The 21999-nt window shown below is 66.3% G+C and carries 20 protein-coding genes; 4 read left to right on the top strand and 16 right to left on the bottom strand.

The genetic code is table 11. The features are described 5' to 3' along the window. Nucleotides 1–49 precede the first annotated feature (49 nt). Nucleotides 50–184 (top strand): hypothetical protein, encoded by a 135-nt coding sequence (locus CG716_RS31180; RefSeq protein ID WP_264004636.1) that lies wholly within the window; start codon nt 50–52, stop codon nt 182–184. Nucleotides 185–225: 41 nt separating this feature from the next. Here the strand turns inward: CG716_RS31180 and CG716_RS25075 are convergent, their stop codons facing one another. From CG716_RS25075 to CG716_RS25060, 4 genes are read right to left on the bottom strand one after another with little or no spacing between them, the layout of a single operon-like run. Then, entirely contained in the window at nt 226–1599 is a 1374-nt protein-coding gene (locus tag CG716_RS25075) for a carbamate kinase (RefSeq protein ID WP_110883962.1), read from the bottom strand. After that, a complete protein-coding gene (locus CG716_RS25070) occupies nt 1596–3014 on the bottom strand; it encodes a YlbE family protein (protein WP_094483844.1) in 1419 nt (472 codons plus the stop codon). Before CG716_RS25070 ends, CG716_RS25075 begins: the two co-directional genes overlap by 4 nt. Next, entirely contained in the window at nt 3011–4567 is a 1557-nt protein-coding gene (fdrA, locus tag CG716_RS25065; protein ID WP_094483843.1) for an acyl-CoA synthetase FdrA, read from the bottom strand. The genes CG716_RS25070 and fdrA overlap by 4 nt, the downstream gene beginning before the upstream one ends. Nucleotides 4568–4570: 3 nt before the next feature. Next, nucleotides 4571–5230 (bottom strand): cysteine hydrolase family protein, encoded by a 660-nt coding sequence (locus CG716_RS25060; protein WP_094483842.1) that lies wholly within the window; start codon nt 5228–5230, stop codon nt 4571–4573. Nucleotides 5231–5346: 116 nt separating this feature from the next. Between CG716_RS25060 and CG716_RS25055 the strand changes: the two genes are divergently transcribed. Further along, nucleotides 5347–6093, top strand: a complete 747-nt coding sequence (locus tag CG716_RS25055; RefSeq protein WP_094483897.1) for an enoyl-CoA hydratase — start codon at nt 5347–5349, stop codon at nt 6091–6093. 2 nt (nt 6094–6095) lie between these two features. Here the strand turns inward: CG716_RS25055 and CG716_RS25050 are convergent, their stop codons facing one another. After that, nucleotides 6096–7397, bottom strand: a complete 1302-nt coding sequence (locus CG716_RS25050; protein ID WP_094483841.1) for an HNH endonuclease — start codon at nt 7395–7397, stop codon at nt 6096–6098. Nucleotides 7398–7422: 25 nt separating this feature from the next. Between CG716_RS25050 and CG716_RS25045 the strand changes: the two genes are divergently transcribed. Further along, nucleotides 7423–9516, top strand: a complete 2094-nt coding sequence (locus tag CG716_RS25045) for an Ig-like domain-containing protein (protein ID WP_094483840.1) — start codon at nt 7423–7425, stop codon at nt 9514–9516. On the opposite strand, the gene CG716_RS25040 is transcribed toward CG716_RS25045, so the two are convergent. From CG716_RS25040 to CG716_RS25005, 8 genes are read right to left on the bottom strand one after another with little or no spacing between them, the layout of a single operon-like run. Continuing rightward, nucleotides 9513–10607: a dihydrolipoamide acetyltransferase family protein gene (locus CG716_RS25040; protein ID WP_094483839.1), complete on the bottom strand. Its 1095-nt coding sequence runs from the start codon at nt 10605–10607 to the stop codon at nt 9513–9515. The genes CG716_RS25045 and CG716_RS25040 overlap by 4 nt on opposite strands. Beyond that, a complete protein-coding gene (locus CG716_RS25035; protein WP_094483838.1) occupies nt 10604–11656 on the bottom strand; it encodes an alpha-ketoacid dehydrogenase subunit beta in 1053 nt (350 codons plus the stop codon). The genes CG716_RS25040 and CG716_RS25035 overlap by 4 nt, the downstream gene beginning before the upstream one ends. Before the next feature lie 10 nt (nt 11657–11666). Then, nucleotides 11667–12716 carry a pyruvate dehydrogenase (acetyl-transferring) E1 component subunit alpha gene (pdhA, locus tag CG716_RS25030; RefSeq protein ID WP_094483837.1) on the bottom strand — a complete coding sequence of 350 codons (1050 nt, stop codon included), beginning with the start codon at nt 12714–12716 and terminating at the stop codon, nt 11667–11669. 59 nt (nt 12717–12775) lie between these two features. Further along, entirely contained in the window at nt 12776–13594 is an 819-nt protein-coding gene (locus tag CG716_RS25025; protein WP_094483836.1) for an HpcH/HpaI aldolase/citrate lyase family protein, read from the bottom strand. Continuing rightward, nucleotides 13594–14082, bottom strand: coding sequence for a MaoC family dehydratase (locus CG716_RS25020; RefSeq protein WP_094483835.1), 489 nt, complete (start codon nt 14080–14082; stop codon nt 13594–13596). Before CG716_RS25020 ends, CG716_RS25025 begins: the two co-directional genes overlap by 1 nt. Continuing rightward, the gene (locus CG716_RS25015) at nt 14083–15243 is read right to left on the bottom strand and encodes an acyl-CoA dehydrogenase family protein (RefSeq protein WP_094483834.1); all 1161 of its coding nucleotides are present in this window, start codon (nt 15241–15243) and stop codon (nt 14083–14085) included. It lies immediately after the preceding gene. Nucleotides 15244–15256: 13 nt separating this feature from the next. Further along, complete coding sequence (locus CG716_RS25010) at nt 15257–17233, bottom strand: acetyl/propionyl/methylcrotonyl-CoA carboxylase subunit alpha (protein WP_094483833.1); 1977 nt, start codon at nt 17231–17233, stop codon at nt 15257–15259. 2 nt (nt 17234–17235) lie between these two features. Next, nucleotides 17236–18786, bottom strand: a complete 1551-nt coding sequence (locus tag CG716_RS25005) for a carboxyl transferase domain-containing protein (protein WP_094483832.1) — start codon at nt 18784–18786, stop codon at nt 17236–17238. Between the two features lie 92 nt (nt 18787–18878). On the opposite strand from CG716_RS25005, the gene CG716_RS25000 reads away from it, so the two are divergent. Next, nucleotides 18879–19517, top strand: a complete 639-nt coding sequence (locus CG716_RS25000; RefSeq protein ID WP_094483831.1) for an SACE_7040 family transcriptional regulator — start codon at nt 18879–18881, stop codon at nt 19515–19517. On the opposite strand, the gene CG716_RS30350 is transcribed toward CG716_RS25000, so the two are convergent. The 3 genes from CG716_RS30350 to CG716_RS24985 form a co-directional block, all read right to left on the bottom strand. Next, a complete protein-coding gene (locus CG716_RS30350) occupies nt 19505–19660 on the bottom strand; it encodes a DUF6131 family protein (RefSeq protein ID WP_094483830.1) in 156 nt (51 codons plus the stop codon). The genes CG716_RS25000 and CG716_RS30350 overlap by 13 nt on opposite strands. Nucleotides 19661–19700: 40 nt before the next feature. After that, entirely contained in the window at nt 19701–19910 is a 210-nt protein-coding gene (locus CG716_RS30905) for a hypothetical protein (protein ID WP_094483829.1), read from the bottom strand. A gap of 62 nt (nt 19911–19972) precedes the next feature. Then, a complete protein-coding gene (locus tag CG716_RS24985) occupies nt 19973–21856 on the bottom strand; it encodes an alpha/beta hydrolase family protein (protein ID WP_094483828.1) in 1884 nt (627 codons plus the stop codon). Nucleotides 21857–21999: the final 143 nt, after the last annotated feature.

The raw sequence follows: 21999 nt of genomic DNA, 5'->3' as shown, positions 1-21999 counted from the left end.
TGGCCGACTACGCACGCCAGCTGGTCTCAACGCTCGTAACGTTCATCTGATGACCGCACCAGACTCGGACAGCGATGCCGAGCGGGAGAAGCTTCTCGATCTCGTCAGGGCGAATCCGTATATGCGGCTGGATCCAATCGACTTCCCCACCACAGATGGCGACGGCAAGGCGGACACACGCTGAATTGCTCCGCCCGGCGGAGTGATGATCTCCACCGTCTGTGGCTAGGCCACCGTCCCGTTATTGGCGGCCGTGTACGCCCGCCACCCCCCGAACTCGCTGATCTCCCGCTGGCCCTCGACCAGTGCGGGCTCACCGAGCACACCGAGCACCGTCGAGCCGTCGTCGAGGTTGACCTTGCCGATCGACAGCCCGGGTGGCTCCTTGAGCAGGATTCCGGCCAGACCCGTCGCAGGCACCTCCCACACCTCGACCGCCACACCAACCCCCGAGCCATCAGTCACCCGGACCATCGCGGGATGGTCGTCGTTGATAGTCCACAGCCGGTAGACCGGCTCGGTGACGGCCTCCCGGATGAAGGTGGCGCCGGCGGCGGCCATGTTCGGCGACAGCTTCAGCCCGCGCATCAGGGTGCCGTTGACCGCCAATAGCACTGCACGGCTGTCAGTTTCGGCCTCACGTGGCGTCGCAGCGGTGTCGCCGACGATCCTCGTTCCCGACGTGCCGGCCAGGATCGCCGGAATCTCTTCGGCCGCCCCGATGACGCCGACGGCGCCGGGTGTGGCGGCCACGAAATCGGCGACGGCCCGCACCTTCGGTTCCATCGACCCCTTCCCGAACTGGCCGGAGTCGATGTAGTCGCGAGCCTGCTCGACCGTGATCGCGTCGAGCCACGTCTCGGCGGGTGTCCCGAACCCGATGGCCACCCGCGCCACACCGGTCGGAATCATCAGAAGGTCAGCGCCCAGCTCGTGGGCCAGCAGTCCGGAGGCGATGTCCTTGTCGACGACGGCTTCCACCCCGATCACGGTGCCGTCATGTTCGAGGGCCACCGGGATGCCGCCGCCCCCGACGGCGACGACGATCGCGCCGTCGTTGAGCAGCCGGGCGATCACGTCGGTCTCCAGGATCGTCGTGGGCCGGGGCGAAGCGACGGTGCGGCGCCATCCGCGCCCGGCGTCCTCGGCAATGGTCCAGCCCTGGCGATCCGCAAGCTCCCTGGCCCGATCCTCGGGAAAGAAGGAGCCGACCGGCTTGGTCGGATTGTCGAAGGCAGGATCATCGAGGCTGACCACCGAGTGGGTCACCACCGCCACGACCGGGCGGGACAGGCCGCGCCGGGCCAGCTCGTTGCGCAGGGCCTTGACGAACATGTACCCGATCGCACCCTGGGTGTCGGCGACGGCGTAGTCGACGGGAACCGGATCGACCTCGCTCTGGGCCAGTTCCGAGCGCCGCAGAATGAACCCGACCTGGGGTCCATTGCCATGGGAGACAACGAGTTTCCAGCCCTGCTCCACCATGTCGATCAGCGGCGCCACGGTGCGGGCAACGGTGTCGTACTGCTGCGGAATGGAATCGTGGTCGGCGTCGGTGACCAGTGCATTGCCGCCGAACGCCACGATCGCGGTACTCACTTCTGCTCTCCAAGTCCTGATGCCAGCGCAGCCAGCGCGTCGTTGAAACACTCCATCGGCGCGGTGGTGATGCCCGCCCCGATCTGCCCGACACCGGCCTGTCGGTGCGCGATGCCGGTGTTGATGATGGGCAGGACGCCGGTATCGACCACCAGGCGGGCGTCGATTCCGGCCGGTGTGCCACCGAAGTTCAACGGCGGCAACGTGAATGCGGGGTTGGCGCCCAGCGTGATCGACAGCATTCGACGACTGTTGGCCGTCGCGTCCGCCGGGGTGCCCCCCACGAATTGGACGATCGCCGGGGAGGCAGCCATCGCGAATCCACCGAGCCCGTTGGTCTCGGTGATCGCCGAGTCACCGAGATCGGCGGCTGCGTCGTCGACGGTGTAGCCCGGGAAGTACAGTCCGTCGACGGGATTGGCGGGCGCCTGAAACCACTGGTCGCCGGTGCCAGAGAGCTTTATGCCGAAGTTCACCCCGTTGCGGGCCATCACGGTGACCATGCTGCTGCCCGGCACCCCGGCGGCGGCATCCGACATCGACTTCGATGCGGCCATCGAGATGTTGAGGAAGAAGTGGTCGTTGCCGGCGACGAACTCCAGGGCCCGCCGCACGGCGTCGGATGGTACGTCGGATCCCAACAGCGACAGCGTCAACCGCTTGAACAACAGCGCGGACGCCGCGGCGTTGCGGTTGTGCAGTTCGTCGCCCATGTGCAGCGCTTGAGCCATCAGCGGTTTGAGGTCGGGGTCGGCCAGGCCGCGCACCGCGACCTGCATAGTGGCGAAGAAGTCGCTGCCCAGCCAGCGCAGCCGATCGAGCACGTCGGGTGAGTTGGCGCCGAACCGCAGCACCTTGCCCAGTCCCTCGTTGAGGTTGCAGTAGGCCCGGTTTCCCGCGGCGGTGTTCTCCACCACCCACACCGGCATCGTCGGGCTGATGATGCCCGCCATCGGCCCGACAGCGCCGTGCTCATGGCAGGGCTCCAGCGCCACTTCCCCACTGCCGGCGAGCGTTTCGGCGGAATCGAGGTCGTCGGCCCAGCCCTCGTAGAGGATCGCTCCGGCGATCGCGCCACGTTGCGGTCCGCACATGTCGGGCCAGGCGATCGGGGGCCCGGAATGCAGAATGCGACGCTCCCGCGGGCCTAGGCCGGCGATCACCTCACTGGCGCGAACCAGGTCGACCAGTCGCGGCTGCGCCGCCAGATAACGTTCAAAGGCAGTGTGATTCGCCGCTTCGATTCGTGGGTCACCGATCAAGGTGGCCAGCGTCCAGCCCAGCGCGGGATCGGCACCGGCCGGCGGTGCCCACGTGAGGTTGGTGACCTCTCCACCGGCAGCGGTGATATTGGTGGCGAAGCCCTGCAGCCCGACGTTGACGACCTTGAGGTCTTGCTCGAACAGCTTTTTCACCGCTGGCCTCCCCGCGCGGCGATCAACGTTGCCGACCACAGCGCTGCCTCGGCATTGCTGGAGGCGATCAGCACGCCAACGGACTGCAGGCCGGCGACCGCGGCGGCGCGGTCTTGCGGATCCAGGTCGGTGCCGCACACGTAGCCGATGAATGCCACGGTCCGTCCTTCGGCACGGGCCGCGGCCCCGGCAACGTCGATGATCGAAATCAGTTCCGCAGTGGGATCGTCGGCCGAGCCGTAGCCGAGCACAACGTCGAACAGGACGACGGCCGTCGCCGGATCGGCGATCTCGTCGCGGATGCGTGCATCCTTGCCCGACGGATCGATCATGGGATGTGGCCTGCCCTGGGTGAATTCATCGTCACCCATGTCGATGATGGTGTTCTCCAAGCTGGTTCGGATGTCGGCCAAACCGGCATTTCCCGCCACCGGGGTGTTGGACCGCGCGGTGATGCCGTGGGATCGGTGCACCAGCTGTGCTTCGAAGCAGAAGGTGCCGCCGGAGAAGATGCCCCTGACGTGTCGCTGACTCGACGCCATCGAATCCGCGAGATCGCTCAGGGTGCGCTGCATGTCGGGCGAGATCGCGATGTCACCGGAGCTGAGTTGCTCGCCGCGGGCCAGCGCGACCGCCATGTCGGCGGCCTGCGCCAGGTAGGCGGCGCCGTACACGCCGTCGCCGGTGATGGTCGCGGGGTCCGCACCGAGGAAGATCACCACCACCGGTTTGGCGCTGGCTCGTGCTGCGGCAAGCACTTTCGCGGCCACCGCAGCCGATGGCGGCTTGGACACCAGAACGATGACTTTGGTCGCAGGATCACCGTCGAGAGCGGCCAGGCCGTGCAACATCGAGATACCACCGATGGAGTCGGCCAAATCGTGGCCGCCGGTGCCAAGCGCCTGCGACACCCCCGATCCGTTTTGGTGGATCCGAACGGTCACCTCCTGGGTGCCGGTGCCCGAGGCACCGACCACCCCTATCGGCCCGCGGCGCACCACATTGGCGAAGCCAAGCGGGATGCCGTTGACGATCGAGGTTCCGCAATCTGGGCCCATCACCATCAGGTCGGCTTCACGGGCGTAAAGCTTCAGTGCCAGTTCGGCTTGCACACTGACGTTGTCGCTGAACACCATGACGTCCAGACCCAGCCGCAGCGCCTTCATCGCCTCGGCGGCGGCGTAGTCGCCGGGCACCGAGATCAGCGCGAGGTTCAGTGCGGGGTCCTTGGCAACGGCCATCTGCAGGCTGGTGGTCGGCGCGGCGGCAGCGGTGTCTCCACCGTCGGCCGGTGCCGTCGACAGCAACTTGTCGGCCACCGCGAGCGCCTCGTCACAAGCCTCCTCGCTGCCGGCCACGGCGACGACGAGGTCGTTCGGCCGGATCTCGAACGTGCCGAGACCGGCCTGGGCCAGGTTGTCGACATTGGTGGCTGAGGCCATCACCACCGAGGCGGCCTCGATGCCAGGTATCGACGTCACGCGCGCCGACACCGTCATCAAGGACACCGAGTCCTTGTACAGGTTGGGGTAAAAACGCGAACTGATTCCCATGCGTCAGGACGTGGCAGCGATGAATGCGTCGGCGTCGGCCACCCAGCCGAAGATCGCGCCCTGAGCCTTGATCATCTCCAGTGCCACCCGCTGGAACTCCGGGAAGTACGACGCCACACAGTCGCTGAGGACCAGGCATTCGTACCCGCGATCGTTGGCTTCGCGGACGGTGGTGTGCACGCAGACTTCCGTGGTCACCCCGCAAACCACCAGGGTCTTGATGCCGCGGTCGGACAGGATCTGGCCCAGGTCGGTGGCGTGGAAGCTGCCCTTGCCGGGCTTGTCGATCACCGGCTCGCCGTCGATCGGGGACAGCTGGTCGATGATGTCGTGGCCCTTCTCGCCACGAACCAGGATGCGGCCCATCGGGCCGGCCTCCCCGATGAACGTCTTGCCGCCCCGGTTCAGCTTGGCCGGCGGACAGTCGGTGAGGTCCGGGCGGTGCCCCTCGCGGGTGTGGATGACCAACATGGCGATCTTGCGCGCGTGTTCCAGCACGCGCTCGATGGGTTCGACCGCGGCCAACAGCAGTGACGTGTCGTTGCCGAGGGCCTCACCGAATCCACCGGGTAGCACGAAGTCGCGCTGCATGTCGATGATCACCAGCGCGCTGCTCGCGACGTCAAAGTCCAGCGGGAACGGTTCCGCATTGATCGTGGCCATATAGGTCCCCTCTGACTGACGCGCCGAACGACGGATCCATTGAAGCGCAACTATCGAGGTAGCGCGCGCGGCATTATTTCCTCGGCGTAAAACCGTCTCGTGGCACGATCATGGCTGTGGCTGATTTGGTGCTGTACGAAGTCAAGGATCGGGTCGCGCTGATCACCGTCAACGATCCCGACCGGCGCAACGCCGTGACCGACGCGATGTCGCAGGAGTTGCGCACGGCGGTCGAGGCCGCCGAAGCCGAGGCCAATGCCGTCGTGATCACCGGCGCGGGCAAGGCCTTCTGCGCGGGCGCGGATCTGTCCGCCCTCGGCGCGGCCGCCAGGGAAGGTCTCGAACGCATCTATGCCGGCTTCATGGCCGTCGGCCGTTGCACGCTGCCGACCATTGCGGCGGTCAACGGCGCCGCGGTGGGCGCAGGACTCAACCTGGCGCTGGCCGCCGACGTCCGCATCGCCGGGCCGCATGCCCTCTTCGATCCGAGGTTCCAGAAGCTGGGCATCCATCCCGGCGGCGGCGCCACCTGGATGTTGCAGCGCGCGGTCGGTCCGCAGGTGGCTCGCGCCGCGCTGCTGTTCGGCATGCGGTTCGACGCAGAGGCCGCCGTCGAGCATGGTCTTGCCCTGACTGTCGCCGAGGATCCCGTCGCCGCCGCACTCGAGTTGGCTGCCGGCCCCGCGTCCGCGCCGCGCGAGGTCGTGCTCGCCACCAAGGCGTCGATGCGCGCCACCGTCATCCCGGGCTTCCTCGACACCGATCATCACGAGGCGGCCAAGGACATCGAGCTCGGCCCGCAGGCCACCTCGATCGAGTCGCCGGAGTTCAAGGCCCGGCTGGCCGCCGCCCAGCGTCGCTGAGATCAGGCGGCGAGCACGCGTAGCAGCTCGCCGTTGAGGTACATCTCGGCGGCGGTCATCGGCATTTTTGGTGTGCCGGGCATTGGCGGTGCGGCCGAATGGTAGTTCGCCCCGGTCGGGGTGCTGAATTCCGCTGTGTGACTGCCATTCTCGTCGACCTCAGCAGCCACCTTCCAGCCCGGCGACTCCTTGGTGTAGTTGCAGCCTTCGCACATTCCCAGGCCGTTGACCGCACTGGTGGGGCCGCCGCGCGCGTAGGGTCTCGCGTGGTCACGGTGCCGAACAGGGGCATCGCAGTACGGCGTTCGGCAGCGTTGATCCCGCAGCTCGATAAAATCGGCCAACCCCTGAGGGAACAGCCGCGCCCGTGACTCCAGGGCCACCAGCGCACCGTTGGCCGGGGTGGCATACAGCCGGCGTAACGTGGCTCGCGACCGCGTATCGGTCACCGCCTCCAGGATCATTTTCTGGGCAACCGCCGAGGGCACCGACCCATAGCCCGCGATGACAGCCGGACCCTGCTCTGCGCCCAGCAGTGCCTGATCCGAAATCACCACATTGACCGCCACAGGCACCGCCTCATCGGCCGGGCGGCCGGTGACCCGCTCCACCATGGTGTCGGCCATGACCTGACCCCGCGAGCGCCCGTCGAAGCAGGCATCGGCCTGCCGCTTGAGCGCGGCGAACACCGAGACTCCCTGCGCCACCGGCAGCAGCGCGGTCACGTAAGTCATGGTGTCCGGCGCCGGTCGGATCGTCACGGTGCGCTCCCCTGCAGCCTTGGCCGCCCGGTCCACCACCGCGTGCGGGTCCAGCCGATAGGCAATCGATTTGGCCGCCGCGGCCAAAGCGGCATCCCCCACACCCTCCAATGTGCCCGTATCCGAACACAACTCCTCGTCCAGCCGACGCCGATCCTCCACGTCCAGACAGGCCGACTCCCGCACCACGATCGTGGCCCGCCACTCCGACAGAGCACCGCCTTCGAGCGCGGCGAGCGTGTGCGGCATCTCGTGAACCAACGCCTTGGCCAGCCCGAGGTGGCGATCACCCCTGGCCGGTGAATCCCGCCGCGCCAACGCCACCTCCGCCGCCAACCCACGCCCGCGCCGCGCAGCAGGAACACCCGCCGCCGCCTCCGCGGACCACCGCGCCACATCCAACGCCGCCGTCACCCGCGCCTGGGCCGCCGCGGCCGCGGACTTGAGCCGCTCCAGCTCCGCGATGCGTTCCACCAGCACCGACTCCCCGGCAGCGCCGTCGACATCCTTTAAATCTCGAACATACGTTCGATAGTAATGCACCCAGCCGACAACTTAAGGTCCGTGAGTGACTCACACCACATCGGGTCGGTATACCCGGCACGTCGGGCGGGTCGGGGCGCTGGCCTTCGCGCTCGGCGTCGGCGTGGCGGTAACCAACAGCCCCGCAGTCGCAGCCGCCGACACCGGCAACTCCGGTTCGAACCCGTCGGCCCACTCGGCGCCTCATGCCGCCGCCAGTCAGTCGGTGACCGCTACCAAGCGAACCGGTACCGCTGCCCCACGCCCGAGTACCCAGGCGCGCACCAACCCCCTGATCCCGCGCGACGCCGCCACACTGACCGATGTCCTCGGCTACGCGCGTCGCGAGGCCGAAGCGACAACACAGCAGCCGGCCGCCACGATCGGCAATATCCTCTTCGCTCGCACCCCGACAATGGGCTACAACGCCGCCCAGAATGTCCAGGCCGACGACGGAACGATTACCGGCACCCTCAACGCCAAGCAGGCCAACGGATATGCGTTGACCTACACCGTCACCTCGGCACCACAGCACGGCACCGTCGTCATCAACGCGGACGGCACCTTCACCTACACCCCCGACGCGCAGTTCACTACGCTCGGCGGCACCGACACCTTCACCGTCGTCGCTGACGACCAGCCCGGCAATCAAATACACTGGCACGGCCTGGCAACGTTTTTCGCGCCCAACGGCGGCTCCACTGCGACGGCGACGGTCACGGTTCTGGAAAACCCGGGGGCGGCCGCGCCGACGTCCGTACTCTCCACCACCGACCAGCTCGACGGCGAACAGACCGCCACCCAGCTGGCCAATTCGCCGTTCGTGCAACTGGCCAAGGTAGTCCTCAAGGTCGGCTGGTGGCTGGCCGCGCAGAAAAACTTCGCCATGATCGGCGGGCCGGACCAAGAGAACATGGCCCAGCTCGATCAGGCGGTCACCGAGTATGCGAACCAGGCAGCGATGGAAGTGCTGCTGCTGAATTCCAACGCCCCCAAAATCTTTCAACAGGTCGCGCCCACACACAGCTGGTATCTGCAGACCTTCGCCGGCTCGCGGATCTGGTACGACAACCCCGACACCATCTACCGCTTCGTCGGGGTGAACACCGCCTCGTCGTACGTGATCACCGGCAAATTCGACGGCACGCTGCCCGCCGACACCAATTTCAGCGTGCTCACCGGCCTGAGCGGTACGACCGCCGACAACCTCAACGGCAAGGACCTGGTGCTCAACCCCGACGGCAGCTTCACCATCACAGTCGATTCGACGCCAACGGCACCGGGGCAGAGCAATCACCTGTACCTTCCGCCCGGCGCCACCTTGATCACGACCCGAAACACATTGTCGGATTGGAACACTCAGGAGCCAATGAGCCTATCGATCCTGCGGGTCAGCGGGCCGCCCGACAGCTTGTTCAGTCAGCTCGGCGGATTCGCGATCCCGGGGATCGGGCCCCTGGTGTCCGGCAATCCGCTGCTGACCTCGCTGGTGTCTGTCATCCCGCCGCTGCCGGCGCCGCGTCTGCTGCAATCGATCGAGACCGCGGTGATAATGCTCCTGCTAGGGATCAGCGGCGAGGACAAGTACATGTCGGTCGCCACCAAGGACGCCACCACCGGTCAAACGAAGGCGCCGAATGTCTTGTCGAATCCCGCTCACAACGCGTCGTTCCTCGCCACGCAGTTGCAGAGCGTCGGCTACTTCCAGCTGGCCGACAACCAAGCGCTGGTGATCACGATCAACCCCGGAATGGCAGGGTATTTCAGCGTTCCCGTTACCAACGACTGGACGATCACCAACAACTACTGGGACGAGCAGACCAGCCTCAATATCAGTCAGTCCGATATCAATGCCGACGGCGAATCTTACACGATCGTGGTTTCCCCTACCGATCCCGGCGTGGCCAACTGGGTGTCCACCGGCGGTCTGAATCAGGGCACGATTTCCATCCGGTTTCAGGATTTCGATCCCGATTCCGACGTCGATCCGACGGTGAGCTCGCAGGTGGTCAATCTCTCCGACCTCGCAACGGTGCTTCCCGCCGGAACCGTCTACGTGACGCCCGACGAGCGGGCGGCCCAGATCGCCAACCGCCAAGTGGGATACAACAACCGCTACGCGCCCTACCCGCAAGCTTAGAGGTCAAGCAGCGCCGTCTCCGGCGCCTCGATCAGCCCCCGCAGATCGGTCAGGAACGCCGCCGCTTGGGCGCCGTCGGCAATGCGATGGTCGAACGCACACGTCAGCGTCATCGTCGGCCGGGCCACCACCGCGTCGTCTACCACCACCGCCCGCGGCTTCAGGGAGCCCATCCCAAGGATCGCGGCCTCGGGATGATTGATCACCGGCACCCCTTCGTCGAGCCCCAGCGCACCGAAATTGGACACCGTGAACGTCGATCCGCTCAGCTGGGTGGGCGCCAGTGTGCCCGCCCGAGCCCGCGCCACGACGTCGTCGACGGCCGCGGCTAGTTGGCGTGTGGACCGCCCCCGAGTATCGACGACGGGAACCACCAGGCCGCGCTCGGTCGCCACCGCCACCCCGAGACGAACCTCCGGATGCAGCCGAATCTCGGGTCCGGCTGCGGTTTCCATCCACGTGGCATTGAGCATCGGGTGTCGCCCCAGGGCGATGACCAACAACCGTAGTGTCAGGACGAAGGGTGTCACTTCCAGCGCATCGCGAAGCCGCAGCAGCGCAGAGCAATCCGCCTGGACGCTCGCGTGCGCGTCGGGGATCTGGCTGCGCGACAACGACATGTGGGTGGCCATCCGGGCCTGCACTCCGCGCACCGGGATGGTCTGGGAGGTCGGCCCTGCTGCGCTGAGAACGTCGTCGCGGGTGATCACACCGTCGGCACCCGAACCGGGCTGCAGTCCATTGAGATCCACCGCGAGGTCGGCGGCCAGCTTGCGCGTCTTCGGGGCCGCGCGTGCCCGCCGGCTGCGGTCCATGCCGTCGTCGGTGCCGTAGCCGACCAACACCGGGGTCCGCACTTCGGTCTCGATGCGCACCAACAGCGTTCCCACCGAAAGGGTTTCGCCCTCCGCACCACCGAGTTCTTCGATCCGCCCGGCGTACGGGCTGGGAATCTCGACCTCGGCCTTGTTGGTCTCGACCGTACACAGTGTCTGGTTGAGTTCGACGACATCGCCGACTCTCACGGCCCAACTGGTAATCGTGGCGTCCTCGAGTCCCTCGCCGAGGTCCGGCACCAAAAAGTCACTCATGGCCGTCGCATCGCTGTCTCGACGCAGTCGAGCAACCGGTCCACACCGGGTAGCCAGACCTTCTCCAGCCGGGCCGGCGGATAGGGGGTGTCGAATCCGGTGGCGCGCAGCACCGGTGACTCGAGATCGTAAAACAGCTCCTCGGAGATGCGCGCCGCCAACTCCGCGCCGAAGCCCAGCGTGCGCGCACCTTCGTGCATCACCACTGCCCGTCCGGTCTTACGGACCGAGGTGGCCACGGTGTCGAAGTCCAGCGGGCTCAACGAGCGAAGATCGACGACTTCCAGACTGCGGTCGGCGATTTCAGCGGCGTTCAACGCGGTGCCCACCAGGCCGCCGTAGGTGATGACGGTGACGTCATCGCCGGTGCGCCGGACAGTGGCCTTTCCGATCGGCGGCCCAGGCGCGGTGAGGTTGACAGCTTCACGACCCCAATAGCGTCGCTTGGGTTCGAGGTAGATCACCGGATCGCGCGCGGCGATCGCATGCCGCAGCAACCAGTAGGCGTCCGAGGGCGTCGATGGTACAACGACTTTCAGGCCTGCGGTGTGCACCCAGTACGTCTCGGTGGACTCCGAGTGATGTTCCACCGCACCGATACCGCCGAACGACGGGATCCGGACCGTGACTGGCATGTCGACCTGGCCGCGGGTCCGCATCCGGTATTTGGCCAGATGGCTGACCATCTGGTCGAACGCCGGGTAGGCAAACCCGTCGAACTGAATCTCGGGCACCGGAATGAATCCGCGCAGCGCCAACCCGACCGAGATACCGATGATCGCCGACTCCGCCAGTGGGGTGTCGAAACACCGTTGTTCACCGAAGGTTTGGGCCAGTCCCTCGGTGATCCGGAAGACGCCGCCCAGTGCGGCGACGTCTTCGCCGAACACCAGCACCCGGTCGTCACCGGCCATCGCGTCGTGCAGGGCACGGTTGATCGCCTGCGCCATGGTCAGCGTGGTGACGCTGGGTAGCTCTGTGAGGATGGGGCCATCCGGCTCCGGTGTCCCGTCGCCGCGCAGTGGTGGTCGGTCGATGATCTGCGTCATGTCAAGCCTCCTAGGCCATTTCGGAGCGCAATTGCGCGCGTTGGGCCGACAACAAGGGCGTGATCTCGGCGTAGACGTGATCGAACAGCTCGCTGGGATCCGGGTCCGGGGCACCCACCACCGAGTCACGGAGTTCGGCGCGCAGCCGGGCCGAGCGTGCCTGCACGCGCGTCTCCAGCCGCTCGGTGAGCAGCCCGGCCTGCTGCATGTAGGTGCGGAACCGGGCGATCGGGTCGCGGGCCGACCACTCCTCGAGTTCGAGGGCCGTGCGGTACCGAGTGGCGTCGTCGGAGGTGGTGTGCGGTTCCATCCGGTAAGTGACGGCCTCGATGAGGGTCGGCCCGTCGCCGGCCCTGGCGCGTTCGGCGGCCTCGGCCATCACCTCGTAACAGGCCAGGATGTCGTTGCCGTCGACCCTGATTCCGGGCATTCCGTAGCCGATCGCCCGATGGGCGATGGTCGGGCCGGCGTACTGTCGACTCGCGGGCACCGAGATCGCCCACTGGTTGTTCTGGATGTAGAACACGCACGGCGCCTTCTCGACGGCGGCCAGGTTCATCGCCTCGTGCGAATCGCCTTCGCTGGTGGCGCCGTCGCCGAGGAATGCCACCGTCAGCGAATCTTCGCCCAGCCGTTGGGCGGCCATCGCCGCGCCGACGGCGTGCAGTGCGTGGGTGGCGATGGGGATGGCGATCGGCGCACAGCACTTGCTGGTGAAATCCAGACCGCCGTGCCAGGCGCCGCGCCAGACGGCGGCCAGCTGTGCCGGGGCGATTCCGCGGACCAGGAACACACCCAGTTCGCGGAATTGCGGGAACAGCCAGTCGGTCTTGCGCAGGCATGCCGCCGCGCCGATCTGTGCGGCCTCCTGACCACGGCATGAGGCGTAAAGGGCCAGCTCGCCCTGACGTTGGAGATTGACGAACTCGACGTCGAGATCCCGTGTGATAACGAGGTTCTCGTACAGCCAGACAAGGGTTTCCGGCGGCAGGTCACGGCGATATCGGCTTTCGGCCGTCGCAGTTCCGTCGGGCCCTACGAGTTGAACCGGTTGATCCATAACCGCCTCCTCTACCGGTGCAGAGGCGGTCGGAGCAAACCTGTTGTGGCAGGCTCCAGCTAGTGGCCGGGGTCGGGCGCTAGCTGGACGATGCGCTCTGCTCGCCGAAGCACCGGGGCATCCACCATTATGCCCTCGAATTGGAAGACACCGCGTTCATCGCGGGCCGCCTCGAGCACGTGTCGCGCCCAACCTACCTGTTCAGCACTGGGAAGGTAGCCCTCCCTTATCACCGCGATCTGGCTAGGGTGGATGGCCACTTTGGCGTCGAAGCCGACCGAAACCGCATCGTCGACTTCGACCCGCAGGCCGTCCAGATTCTTGATGTCCAGGAACACTGAATCCAGTGCGAGCCGGCCAAAGGCCTTGGCCGCCAGCAAGCTCTGCGACCGCACGTGCCGTGCGACCTCGCGGTAAGAGCCGTCGGGGTAGCGGTTCGCGGTGCCGCCCAGAACCGCGAACAAATCCTCGGCACCCCACATGACCGCGAATGCGTTGTCCGCTTGGCTGGACTCGACGACATTCAACGCACCCAGCGGCGTTTCGATCAGTACCACGACATCCAGTGGCGCCAAGGCAGTCACCTGCCCCTGGGACTCGGTCTTGGCCAGCATCACCGTGGTGTACGGCGTGTGAGCCAACGCAGCCAGGTCGAGCGGATGATCGGGTGTGGTGGACGGGTTGACCCGCACGACGGTGCGACCGGGGTCGAGCTGGGTGGCCACCAACGCCTCACGAGCCGCCTCGCGGTCCTTGGCCGCCACCCCGTCCTCGAGGTCGAGGATCACGACATCGGCTGCGGCAGCAGCCTTCTCGAAGCGCTCAGGACGGTCGGCGGGGCAGAACAGCCAGGCCGGTCCCGGATTGTCCAGTGCCATCAGGCAGGCCTCTTCCGAACCATGGTCTTGCGGCTGGCCGTCGCGACGACGTCACCGTGCTGGTTGCGCGCGGTGTGCGCGAACGTCACGATGCCTTCGCCGGGGCGGCTCTTGGACTCGCGCTTGTCGGTGACGACAGTCTCGGCGTAGAGAGTGTCGCCGTGGAAAAGCGGTTTGGGGAAAGCGATGTCAGAAAAGCCAAGGTTGCCGACGATGGTGCCCTGCGTCAGCTGTGTCACCGACAGCCCGACCATGGTGGAAAGCGTGAACATCGAGTTCACCAGGCGCTGGTTGAACGGCGGGAGCCCATCGGAGAACGCCGCGTCGAGATGCAGCGCCTGGGTGTTCATCGTCAGCGTGGTGAACAACACGTTGTCGGCCTCGGTGACGGTGCGGCCTGGGGCGTGCACGTAACGAACTCCGAGTTCGAACTCCTCGAACCACAGGCCGCGCTGGACGACGACCTTCTCCTCGGGGGACTCGCTCACCTACAGTCCCATCTGCCGGGCGATGATCATCAGCTGCACTTCCGTTGTCCCTTCGCCGATCTCGAGGATCTTGCTGTCCCGGTAGTGTCGGGCCACCGGGTACTCGTTCATGAAACCGTAGCCGCCGTGGATCTGGGTGGCGTCACGGGCGTTATCCATCGCGGCTTCACTGGCGATCATCTTCGCGATCGCCGCCTCTTTCTTGAACGGCTTACCGGCGAGCATCAGCGCTGCTGCGTCATAGTAGGCAGTGCGTGCCACATGGGCACGGGCCTCCATGCGGGCGATCTTGAACTCGATTGCCTGGAACTTCCCGATCGGCTGGCCGAACGCGGCTCTCTCGGCGGCGTACTTCACGCTCTCGTCGACGCAGCCCTGGGCGGCACCGGTCGACAGTGCGGCGATCGCGATGCGGCCCTCGTCGAGGATCCGGAGGAAGTTGGCATATCCGCGGCCGCGCTCGCCAAGCAGGTTCTCTTCCGGCACCCGTACATCCTCGAAGGTGAGCGGATGGGTGTCGGAGGCGTTCCAGCCGACCTTGTCGTAGGCGGGCTCGGCGGTGAACCCGGGCGCCGGCACGGGCACCAGGATCGAGGAGATCTCGCGGTGGTCGCCGGTGCCTCCGGTCACCGCCGTAACGGTGACCAGACGGGTGATGTCGGTGCCCGAGTTGGTGATGAACTGCTTGGAACCGTTGATCACCCAGTGCCCGTCGTCCAGGCGCGCGGTGGTCTTGGTGGCCCCCGCATCGGTGCCGCCGCCGGCCTCGGTGAGGCCGAACGCCCCGAGGGCCTGGCCACTGGTCAGCTGCGGCAACCACTCCTGCTTCTGCGCCTCGTTGCCGAACCGGTAGACCGGCATCGCGCCGAGCGACACGCCGGCCTCGAGTGTGATCGCCACACTCTGGTCGACCTTGCCGAGTTCCTCCAGGGCCAAGCACAAGGCGAAGTAGTCGCCGCCCATGCCGCCGTACTCCTCCGGGAACGGCAGGCCGAACAGACCCATTTCGGCCATCCCCGCCACGACCTCGTACGGGAACGTGTGCTGCTTATCGTGTTCGGCGGCCACCGGCGCGACGACGGCTCGGGCGAAATCGCGCACCGTCTTGGCAAGTTGCTCGTATTCGTCGGGAAGTGTTCCCGTGGAAAGGAAGTCGGTCATTGTCGCACTTTCTCTACTTCTCACTTTTCTGGGCGGCGGTGACCTTGGCCAGCAGTTGCCCCACTTTGACTTGGTCGCCGACGGCGACGTGCAGTTCGACCACCCCGTCGACGGGCGCCGTCAGTGAATGTTCCATCTTCATCGCCTCGACGGCGACCACCACGGTGCCGGCGGTGATCTCGTCACCGTCGGATACACCCACCGCTACAACCGAACCCGGCATCGGGCTGACCAGCTCGGCGTTGCCACTGAGCTCGTCGTCAGGCCGTACCGGCGCTTCGCGCACCTCGTCCAGCACGACTGTTCGTCCCTGACCGGCCAGCCAGATCTGCTGGCCGTCGACGGCCACCACATAGGTGCCACGGATGCCATCAATGGTGACGGCGAGTTGGTCACCCGCCAACTGCGCTGACAGTGAATGACTTTCACCGTTCTCAATTCTGGTCGTCGCGAAGTCGGGGGTTCCGGTGATGTGGACGTGATCAGTCCGCTCGCCGCTGCGCAGCCGGATACTCGTCGGCGCGGCCGCACCGATCCGCCATCCGGAGGGCACATCCCAGAGGTCGGCCGATACGGAAGGCCAACGCTGTAGCCAGCGGTAGGCGGCCGCGGCGATGAACACGTCGTCGCCGGCAGGCTCGCCGGTGAAGACGGTCCGGTCGATCAGGCCGGTGTCGAGCCGGCCCGCAACCACGTCGCCGTCGGCCAGCAGGAACCGCAGGAACTCGATATTGGTGCCGACACCCAGCACGGCGGTCCCCGAGAGCGCACGATCGAGCGTGCGCAACGCCGCAGCGCGGTCGGCGCCGTGGGCGATCACCTTCGACAGCATCGGGTCGTAATCGCTGCCGACGGTCATGCCTTGCGCCAGGCCGGAATCCACCCGGATGCCGTCGCCGGATGGCTCGAGCAGCCCCAGCACCGGGCCGCCGGTGGGGAGGAAGCCCGCGGCGGGGTCCTCGGCGTACACCCGGGCTTCGATCGCGTGCCCGTCCAGTGTGATGTCGTCCTGGGTGATGGACAGCTTCTCCCCCGCCGCGACCCGCACCTGCCACTCGACGAGGTCGTGCCCGGTGACCATCTCGGTGACCGGGTGCTCGACCTGCAGGCGCGTGTTCATCTCCATGAAGAAGAACTCGTCGGGCCGGTCAGCGGAGACGATGAATTCGACGGTGCCCGCGCCGACGTAGTCGACACTGCGGGCCGTGTCGCAGGCGGCCGCACCGATCCGCGCGCGGGTGTCCGGATCGAGCAGTGGTGAGGGCGCTTCCTCAATCACCTTCTGATGCCGGCGTTGCAGACTGCATTCCCGCTCGCCGAAGTGCAGGACCGTGCCGAAGGTGTCGGCGAGCACCTGGACCTCGATATGCCTGGGCTGCAACACGAACCGCTCCAAGAACAGGGTGTCGTCGCCGAACGCCGCGGCGGATTCCCGTCGTGCCGAGGCCAGCGCCGCCGGCAATTCGGCCGCATCGTCGACGCGTCGCATCCCCTTTCCGCCGCCGCCCGCTGACGGTTTGACCAGAATGGGGAAGCCGATGCCCCCGGCGGCCTCGATCAGTTCGGCGTCGGTCAGACCGGGCCGGGCGATGCCCGGCACCACCGGCACTCCGAACGCCGACACCGCGGCCTTGGCGGCGATCTTGTCGCCCATCGTGCGGATCGCACCGGACGGCGGGCCGATGAACGCCAGCCCCGCACGTTCCAGCGCTGCGGCGAAATCGGAGTTCTCCGAAAGGAACCCGTAACCAGGATGCACGGCCTGGGCGCCGGTGCGCAGGGCAGCGGCCACGACGGCGTCGATGTCCAGGTAGCTCTGCCGGGCCGGCGGCGGCCCGATTCGCACCGCGATATCAGCCTCGGTGACATGGCGGGCGCCGGCGTCGGCGTCGCTGTAGACGGCGACCGAGCGGATACCCATCGCCTTGCACGTGCGGATCACGCGTACGGCGATCTCACCGCGGTTGGCTACCAAGACACTGGTAAACATCGTCACATCCTGAAGACGCCGTAGGACACAGCTTCGACGGGAGCGTTGGCAGTCACCGAGAGTGCCAGTCCCAGAACAGTTCTGGTGTCGGCGGGATCGATGACGCCGTCGTCCCACAGCCGCGCGGTCGAGTAGTACGGATTACCTTGATGTTCGTATTGGGTGCGGATCGGCGCCTTGAAGGCGTCCTCTTCCTCGGGCGTCATGTCTCCGCGAACGGTGGCCAGCACCGAGGCGGCCTGTTCTCCGCCCATCACCGAGATCCTGGCGTTGGGCCACATCCAGAGGAACCGCGGCGAGTAGGCCCGCCCGCACATCGAGTAGTTGCCTGCTCCGTACGACCCGCCGATCACCACCGTGAGCTTGGGGACCCGGGCGCAGGCCACCGCGGTCACCATCTTGGCGCCATGCTTGGCAATGCCGCTGGCTTCATAGTCGCGCCCGACCATGAAGCCGGTGATGTTCTGCAGGAACAGCAGCGGGACCATCCGCTTGTCGCACAGTTCGATGAAATGTGCTCCCTTGAGGGCGGATTCACCGAACAGCACGCCGTTGTTGGCGACGATGCCAACGGGATGGCCGTGGATGTGGGCGAAGCCGGTGACCAGGGTGGTGCCGTATTCGGCCTTGAATTCGCTGAATTCGCCGCCGTCGACGATGCGGGTGATGACCTCGCGCACGTCATAGGGCACTCGGGCGTCGACGGGGACGACGCCATAGAGCTCATGCTGGTCGGCGATCGCCTCGACGGTGGGCCGGACATCCCACGGGCGCGGCTCCCGCGGGCCCAGGGTGCCGACGATGCGGCGGACGATCCGCAGCGCGTCACGGTCGTCGTGGGCCAGGTGGTCGGTGACGCCGGACGTCTTGGAATGCAGGTCACCACCACCGAGCTCTTCAGCGGTCACTACCTCGCCGGTGGCGGCCTTCACCAGCGGCGGCCCGCCCAGGAAGATGGTGCCCTGGTTGCGCACGATGATCGCCTCGTCGCTCATGGCGGGAACGTAGGCGCCACCGGCAGTGCACGAGCCCAGTACCGCGGCGATCTGCGGGATACCTGCCGCGCTCATGGTGGCCTGGTTGTAGAAGATGCGGCCGAAGTGGTCGCGGTCGGGGAACACCTCGTCCTGGCGGGGCAGGAACGCACCACCGGAGTCGACGAGGTAGATGCAGGGCAGCCGGTTCTGCAGCGCAATCTCTTGGGCGCGCAGATGTTTCTTGACCGTCACCGGGTAGTAGGTGCCGCCTTTGACGGTCGCATCGTTGGCGACGATCATGCATTCCCGCCCAGACACCCGCCCGATGCCGGTGATGATCCCGGCGGCCGGGCACTCGTCGTCATACATCCCGTCAGCGGCCAGCGGCGCGACCTCCAGTAGCGCGCTACCGGGATCCAGCAGCCCGTCCACCCGGTCGCGTGGCAACAGCTTGCCGCGCGCGACGTGTCGCTCCCGTGCGCGTTCCGGGCCGCCGAGCGCCGCTGCGGCCAGCTTGCCGCGCAACTGCTCGACGAGCTGCAGATGCGCTTCACGGTTGGCGGCCGGTGTTGCCATCGTCGATGTCCCGTCGCGTATTGAGTTAATGACGACTAACTTGTGTTACGTTAACGAAGATTAACCGAAACGTCCAGACCTCTTGCCGGAGGATCCCCATCGAGACTCAAACCAGCCGGAGCAGGCAGAAGTCGGATCGACGATCTGCCCTGCTGGCGGCGGCGGAAAGGTTGATGGCTGAACGCGGCTTCCAGGCTGTGCGCCTCGAGGACATCGGGTCAGCGGCCGGGGTCAGCGGCCCGGCGATCTACCGGCACTTCCCTAACAAGGAAGCACTGCTGGTCGAGCTTCTGGTCGGCATCAGCACCCGGCTATTGGCCGGCGCGCGCGCCGTGGTCGACGACGCCGACGAGCCGGCTGCAGCGCTGACTGGACTGATCGAATTTCACCTCGACTTCGCCCTGGGCGAGTCGGACCTCATCCGCATCCAGGACCGCGACCTTGCCCATCTGCCGGCAGCCGCGCAGCGCCAGGTCCGTCGCGCACAACGCAGCTATGTCGAGATCTGGGTGGTGGTGCAACGCGAAGTGCACCCCGATCTCGACGAGGCCGATGCCCGGCTGATGGCGCACGCAGTGTTCGGTCTGCTCAATTCGACCCCACACAGCATGAAGCCCCTGGCGGCCAGAGCGGCCGACCCGGGGCGTTCACGCGATGTGCTACGGGCGATGACGATGGGGGCGTTGTCCTCCGCTGACCGTCATGCCCGCGGCGCCGGTCAATACCAGTAGCGCCGTCCGGCGACCGGACGCCCAACGCTGCCCAGCAACCATAGGACCGCGCCGACAACCAGCAGGACAACACCGATGGTCCACAGAATCTGGATATTCAACACGAATCCCAGAACGAGAAGAATTGCTCCGAGAACGATCACTGTTTCCTCCAAACACTCAGTTGCTGAACTCTTTTGGTCGCTACTTGCTTGGCTGCGGCAGGTTGCAGCTTGCAACCGTGGGATTGACTCCCGCATAGTTCAACGGGCCTGCCACGACAGTCAGGGCAATAGACCCTGCGGTGGCGCAATTGGCTTGGCTATTAGAAAAATAGCCGCGCTGCCAGGTAGCGAAAACTCCGATAACCAGCCATACGATCACAATTGCGCCTAGAATTCCGCGGCCTCGCATGGTGAGCCTCCTCGATCGTCCGCAGTACTTGGCGCACAAGGTTTTACCCGCCCGACAGTTTCCTAAACATCACAAGCACTTCGTCCCTCGAACGCTGCTGACAGCCAGTCGGCCACCACCCGGGCCAAGGCGGCATGGTTCTCGCGCTTGACGATCTCGTGCCCGTCGTCCCCGAAGAGCAAATAGCGCACGCTTCGGCCGCGGGCGCGTAACGCATCGACGATTTGCTCTGATTCGCTGACCGGCACGTTGGTGTCGGTTCCGCCATGCACCACCAACAACGGAGCGACGAGCGAATCCACTCTTTGTAGCGGTGAGAGCGCATCGAGCAGCTCACGGTCGGCGATGGGATGGCCATATTCCGGATAAGACGCCGCCGCGATCCACGGCTCGGTGTTGCGGTAGAACGTGCCCAGGTCGCTCATCCCGCAGATGCTCACCCCGGCGACGAAGAGATCCGGATGGAACGTCAGCGCCGCCATCGTCAGATAGCCGCCGTACGACCAACCTGCACAAGCGATCCGGCCCGGATCAGCCAGTCCGCGGCTGGCCAGGTAGCGGGCGCAGTCGGCTACGTCGTCGATGGCGGCGAACCGCTTGTCCTTGTCGTCGGCGTGCATGAACTCGCGCCCCTGCCCGCCCGAACCGCGCACGTTCGGCGCAAACACCGCGATCCCCTCATCGAGCAACCCCGGGAAGATCTCGCTGTGCGAGGGCCGGGCCTGACCCTCCGGCCCGCCGTGCAGATAGATCATCGTGCCGGCCTGCTTCACCCCGGGCGGGGGGCAATACAGCCATCCGGTCAGCGAACGGCCGTCGCGCGCAGTCATTATGTGCATTCTGGGGCGCGCGGAGACCGGACCGACGCTCGGTTTGCGGTCGATGCGCTCCCACTCCCGTGATCGGGGGTCGACGAGTTCGACAGTGCGGGGCAGGTCAGCGCCCTGGATGGTCATCGCCACCATCGAACCGCCCGCACTGATGGAGAGCTCACCAGCGACCAAGTTGGGCAACGGGATTGGATCGGACAGTGTGTTGTCCGCGTATTCGAGGATCTGTAACTCGCTGCAGCCGTTGATGTTCCACAACAGAGCGACGGTCGACAGGTCGTCGCTGACCACGAATTCGTCCAGATCGTGGCCAGGACGCTCGGCGGCCACGTGATAAGCGACCCCATCCGGGGTGACGGTCACTTCGAGCAGACGACTGTGTGAGGCGCCGTTGTCGCTGCGGATCAGCGCACGCACGTAGCCGTCGGCGAAATCCGGGCCGTAGGTGTAGGCCGGGTGATACAGCGTCATCTCGTCGCCGTCCGGCCCTGACCGCAGCCGGCGGGGGTGATGGTCGTCGAGGATCACCCCCATGTCGGTGCTCGAGCCGGGATCCGAAGGCAGTAAAGCGATTTCCGTCGGACCTGTTCGCATGATCAGCTCGCGATAGCCGCGTGGACCGACCCGAATCAGGGCTGAACCCGCCCACGCGTCAACCAATCGTCCGCCGGATCGGCGATCCAACACCGTGACGCTGCCGTCGGCGGGGTCGATCAGACTCGACTGGCCGACACCATCCTCACCGGTGAGGATCGCGCAGACCCGGGTGCCGTCCCAGGCGATCAGCTCGGCGGTGCCGTCAACGCCGTCCTCGCCCATCCCGTCGATCCGGCGGGCCATCCGGTCGTCCGGGTCGGTGGTGACCACCCAGATCTGGCTTCGGGTGCTGCCTTCCGGGGCCACCTGGCAGGCCAGCCAATACCCATCGGCGGAGTGCATAACTCGAGTGACTGGTCCTTGTATCGGCAATTCGACGTCGCGGGACGAACTTGCCCGCCAGCCCCGCAGGAACCGTTGCACCGCTCGCGGGTAGCCGCCGTCGTCGACGATGTGGGCGAACGCGGTGGCGTCAGGCGACAGGGATGCCCCGTAAGTCGCGCGCACGTCGGGTTCCACGCCGCCTCACTTTCTTGAATCTTCATGCGAACCAGTTATGCGGGTATCACGTTCCACACAGGTCGCCAGTGGTAAACCCGTCGCTTGAGCAAGAGGCAACACCGGGGGCGCCGTGCGCAGGTAGCCTGGGCAGTCATGAGGTG

Origin of the sequence: Mycolicibacterium sphagni (assembly GCF_002250655.1) — a bacterium.
GTDB classification, from domain to species: Bacteria; Actinomycetota; Actinomycetes; order Mycobacteriales; family Mycobacteriaceae; genus Mycobacterium; species Mycobacterium sphagni.
This window is presented reverse-complemented; position numbering and strand designations above follow the sequence as displayed.

Coding starts and splice junctions, on each gene's coding strand:
- CG716_RS25025 (WP_094483836.1), bottom strand. CDS start 13,594: ATGGCACTGGACAATCCGGGACCGGCCTGGCTGTTCTGCCCCGCCGAC.
- CG716_RS30905 (WP_094483829.1), bottom strand. CDS start 19,910: ATGCGAGGCCGCGGAATTCTAGGCGCAATTGTGATCGTATGGCTGGTT.
- CG716_RS25005 (WP_094483832.1), bottom strand. CDS start 18,786: ATGGCAACACCGGCCGCCAACCGTGAAGCGCATCTGCAGCTCGTCGAG.
- pdhA (WP_094483837.1), bottom strand. CDS start 12,716: ATGGATCAACCGGTTCAACTCGTAGGGCCCGACGGAACTGCGACGGCC.
- CG716_RS25015 (WP_094483834.1), bottom strand. CDS start 15,243: ATGACCGACTTCCTTTCCACGGGAACACTTCCCGACGAATACGAGCAA.
- CG716_RS25010 (WP_094483833.1), bottom strand. CDS start 17,233: ATGTTTACCAGTGTCTTGGTAGCCAACCGCGGTGAGATCGCCGTACGC.
- CG716_RS31180 (WP_264004636.1), top strand. CDS start 50: ATGACCGCACCAGACTCGGACAGCGATGCCGAGCGGGAGAAGCTTCTC.
- CG716_RS25040 (WP_094483839.1), bottom strand. CDS start 10,607: ATGAGTGACTTTTTGGTGCCGGACCTCGGCGAGGGACTCGAGGACGCC.
- CG716_RS25060 (WP_094483842.1), bottom strand. CDS start 5,230: ATGGCCACGATCAATGCGGAACCGTTCCCGCTGGACTTTGACGTCGCG.
- CG716_RS25035 (WP_094483838.1), bottom strand. CDS start 11,656: ATGACGCAGATCATCGACCGACCACCACTGCGCGGCGACGGGACACCG.
- fdrA (WP_094483843.1), bottom strand. CDS start 4,567: ATGGGAATCAGTTCGCGTTTTTACCCCAACCTGTACAAGGACTCGGTG.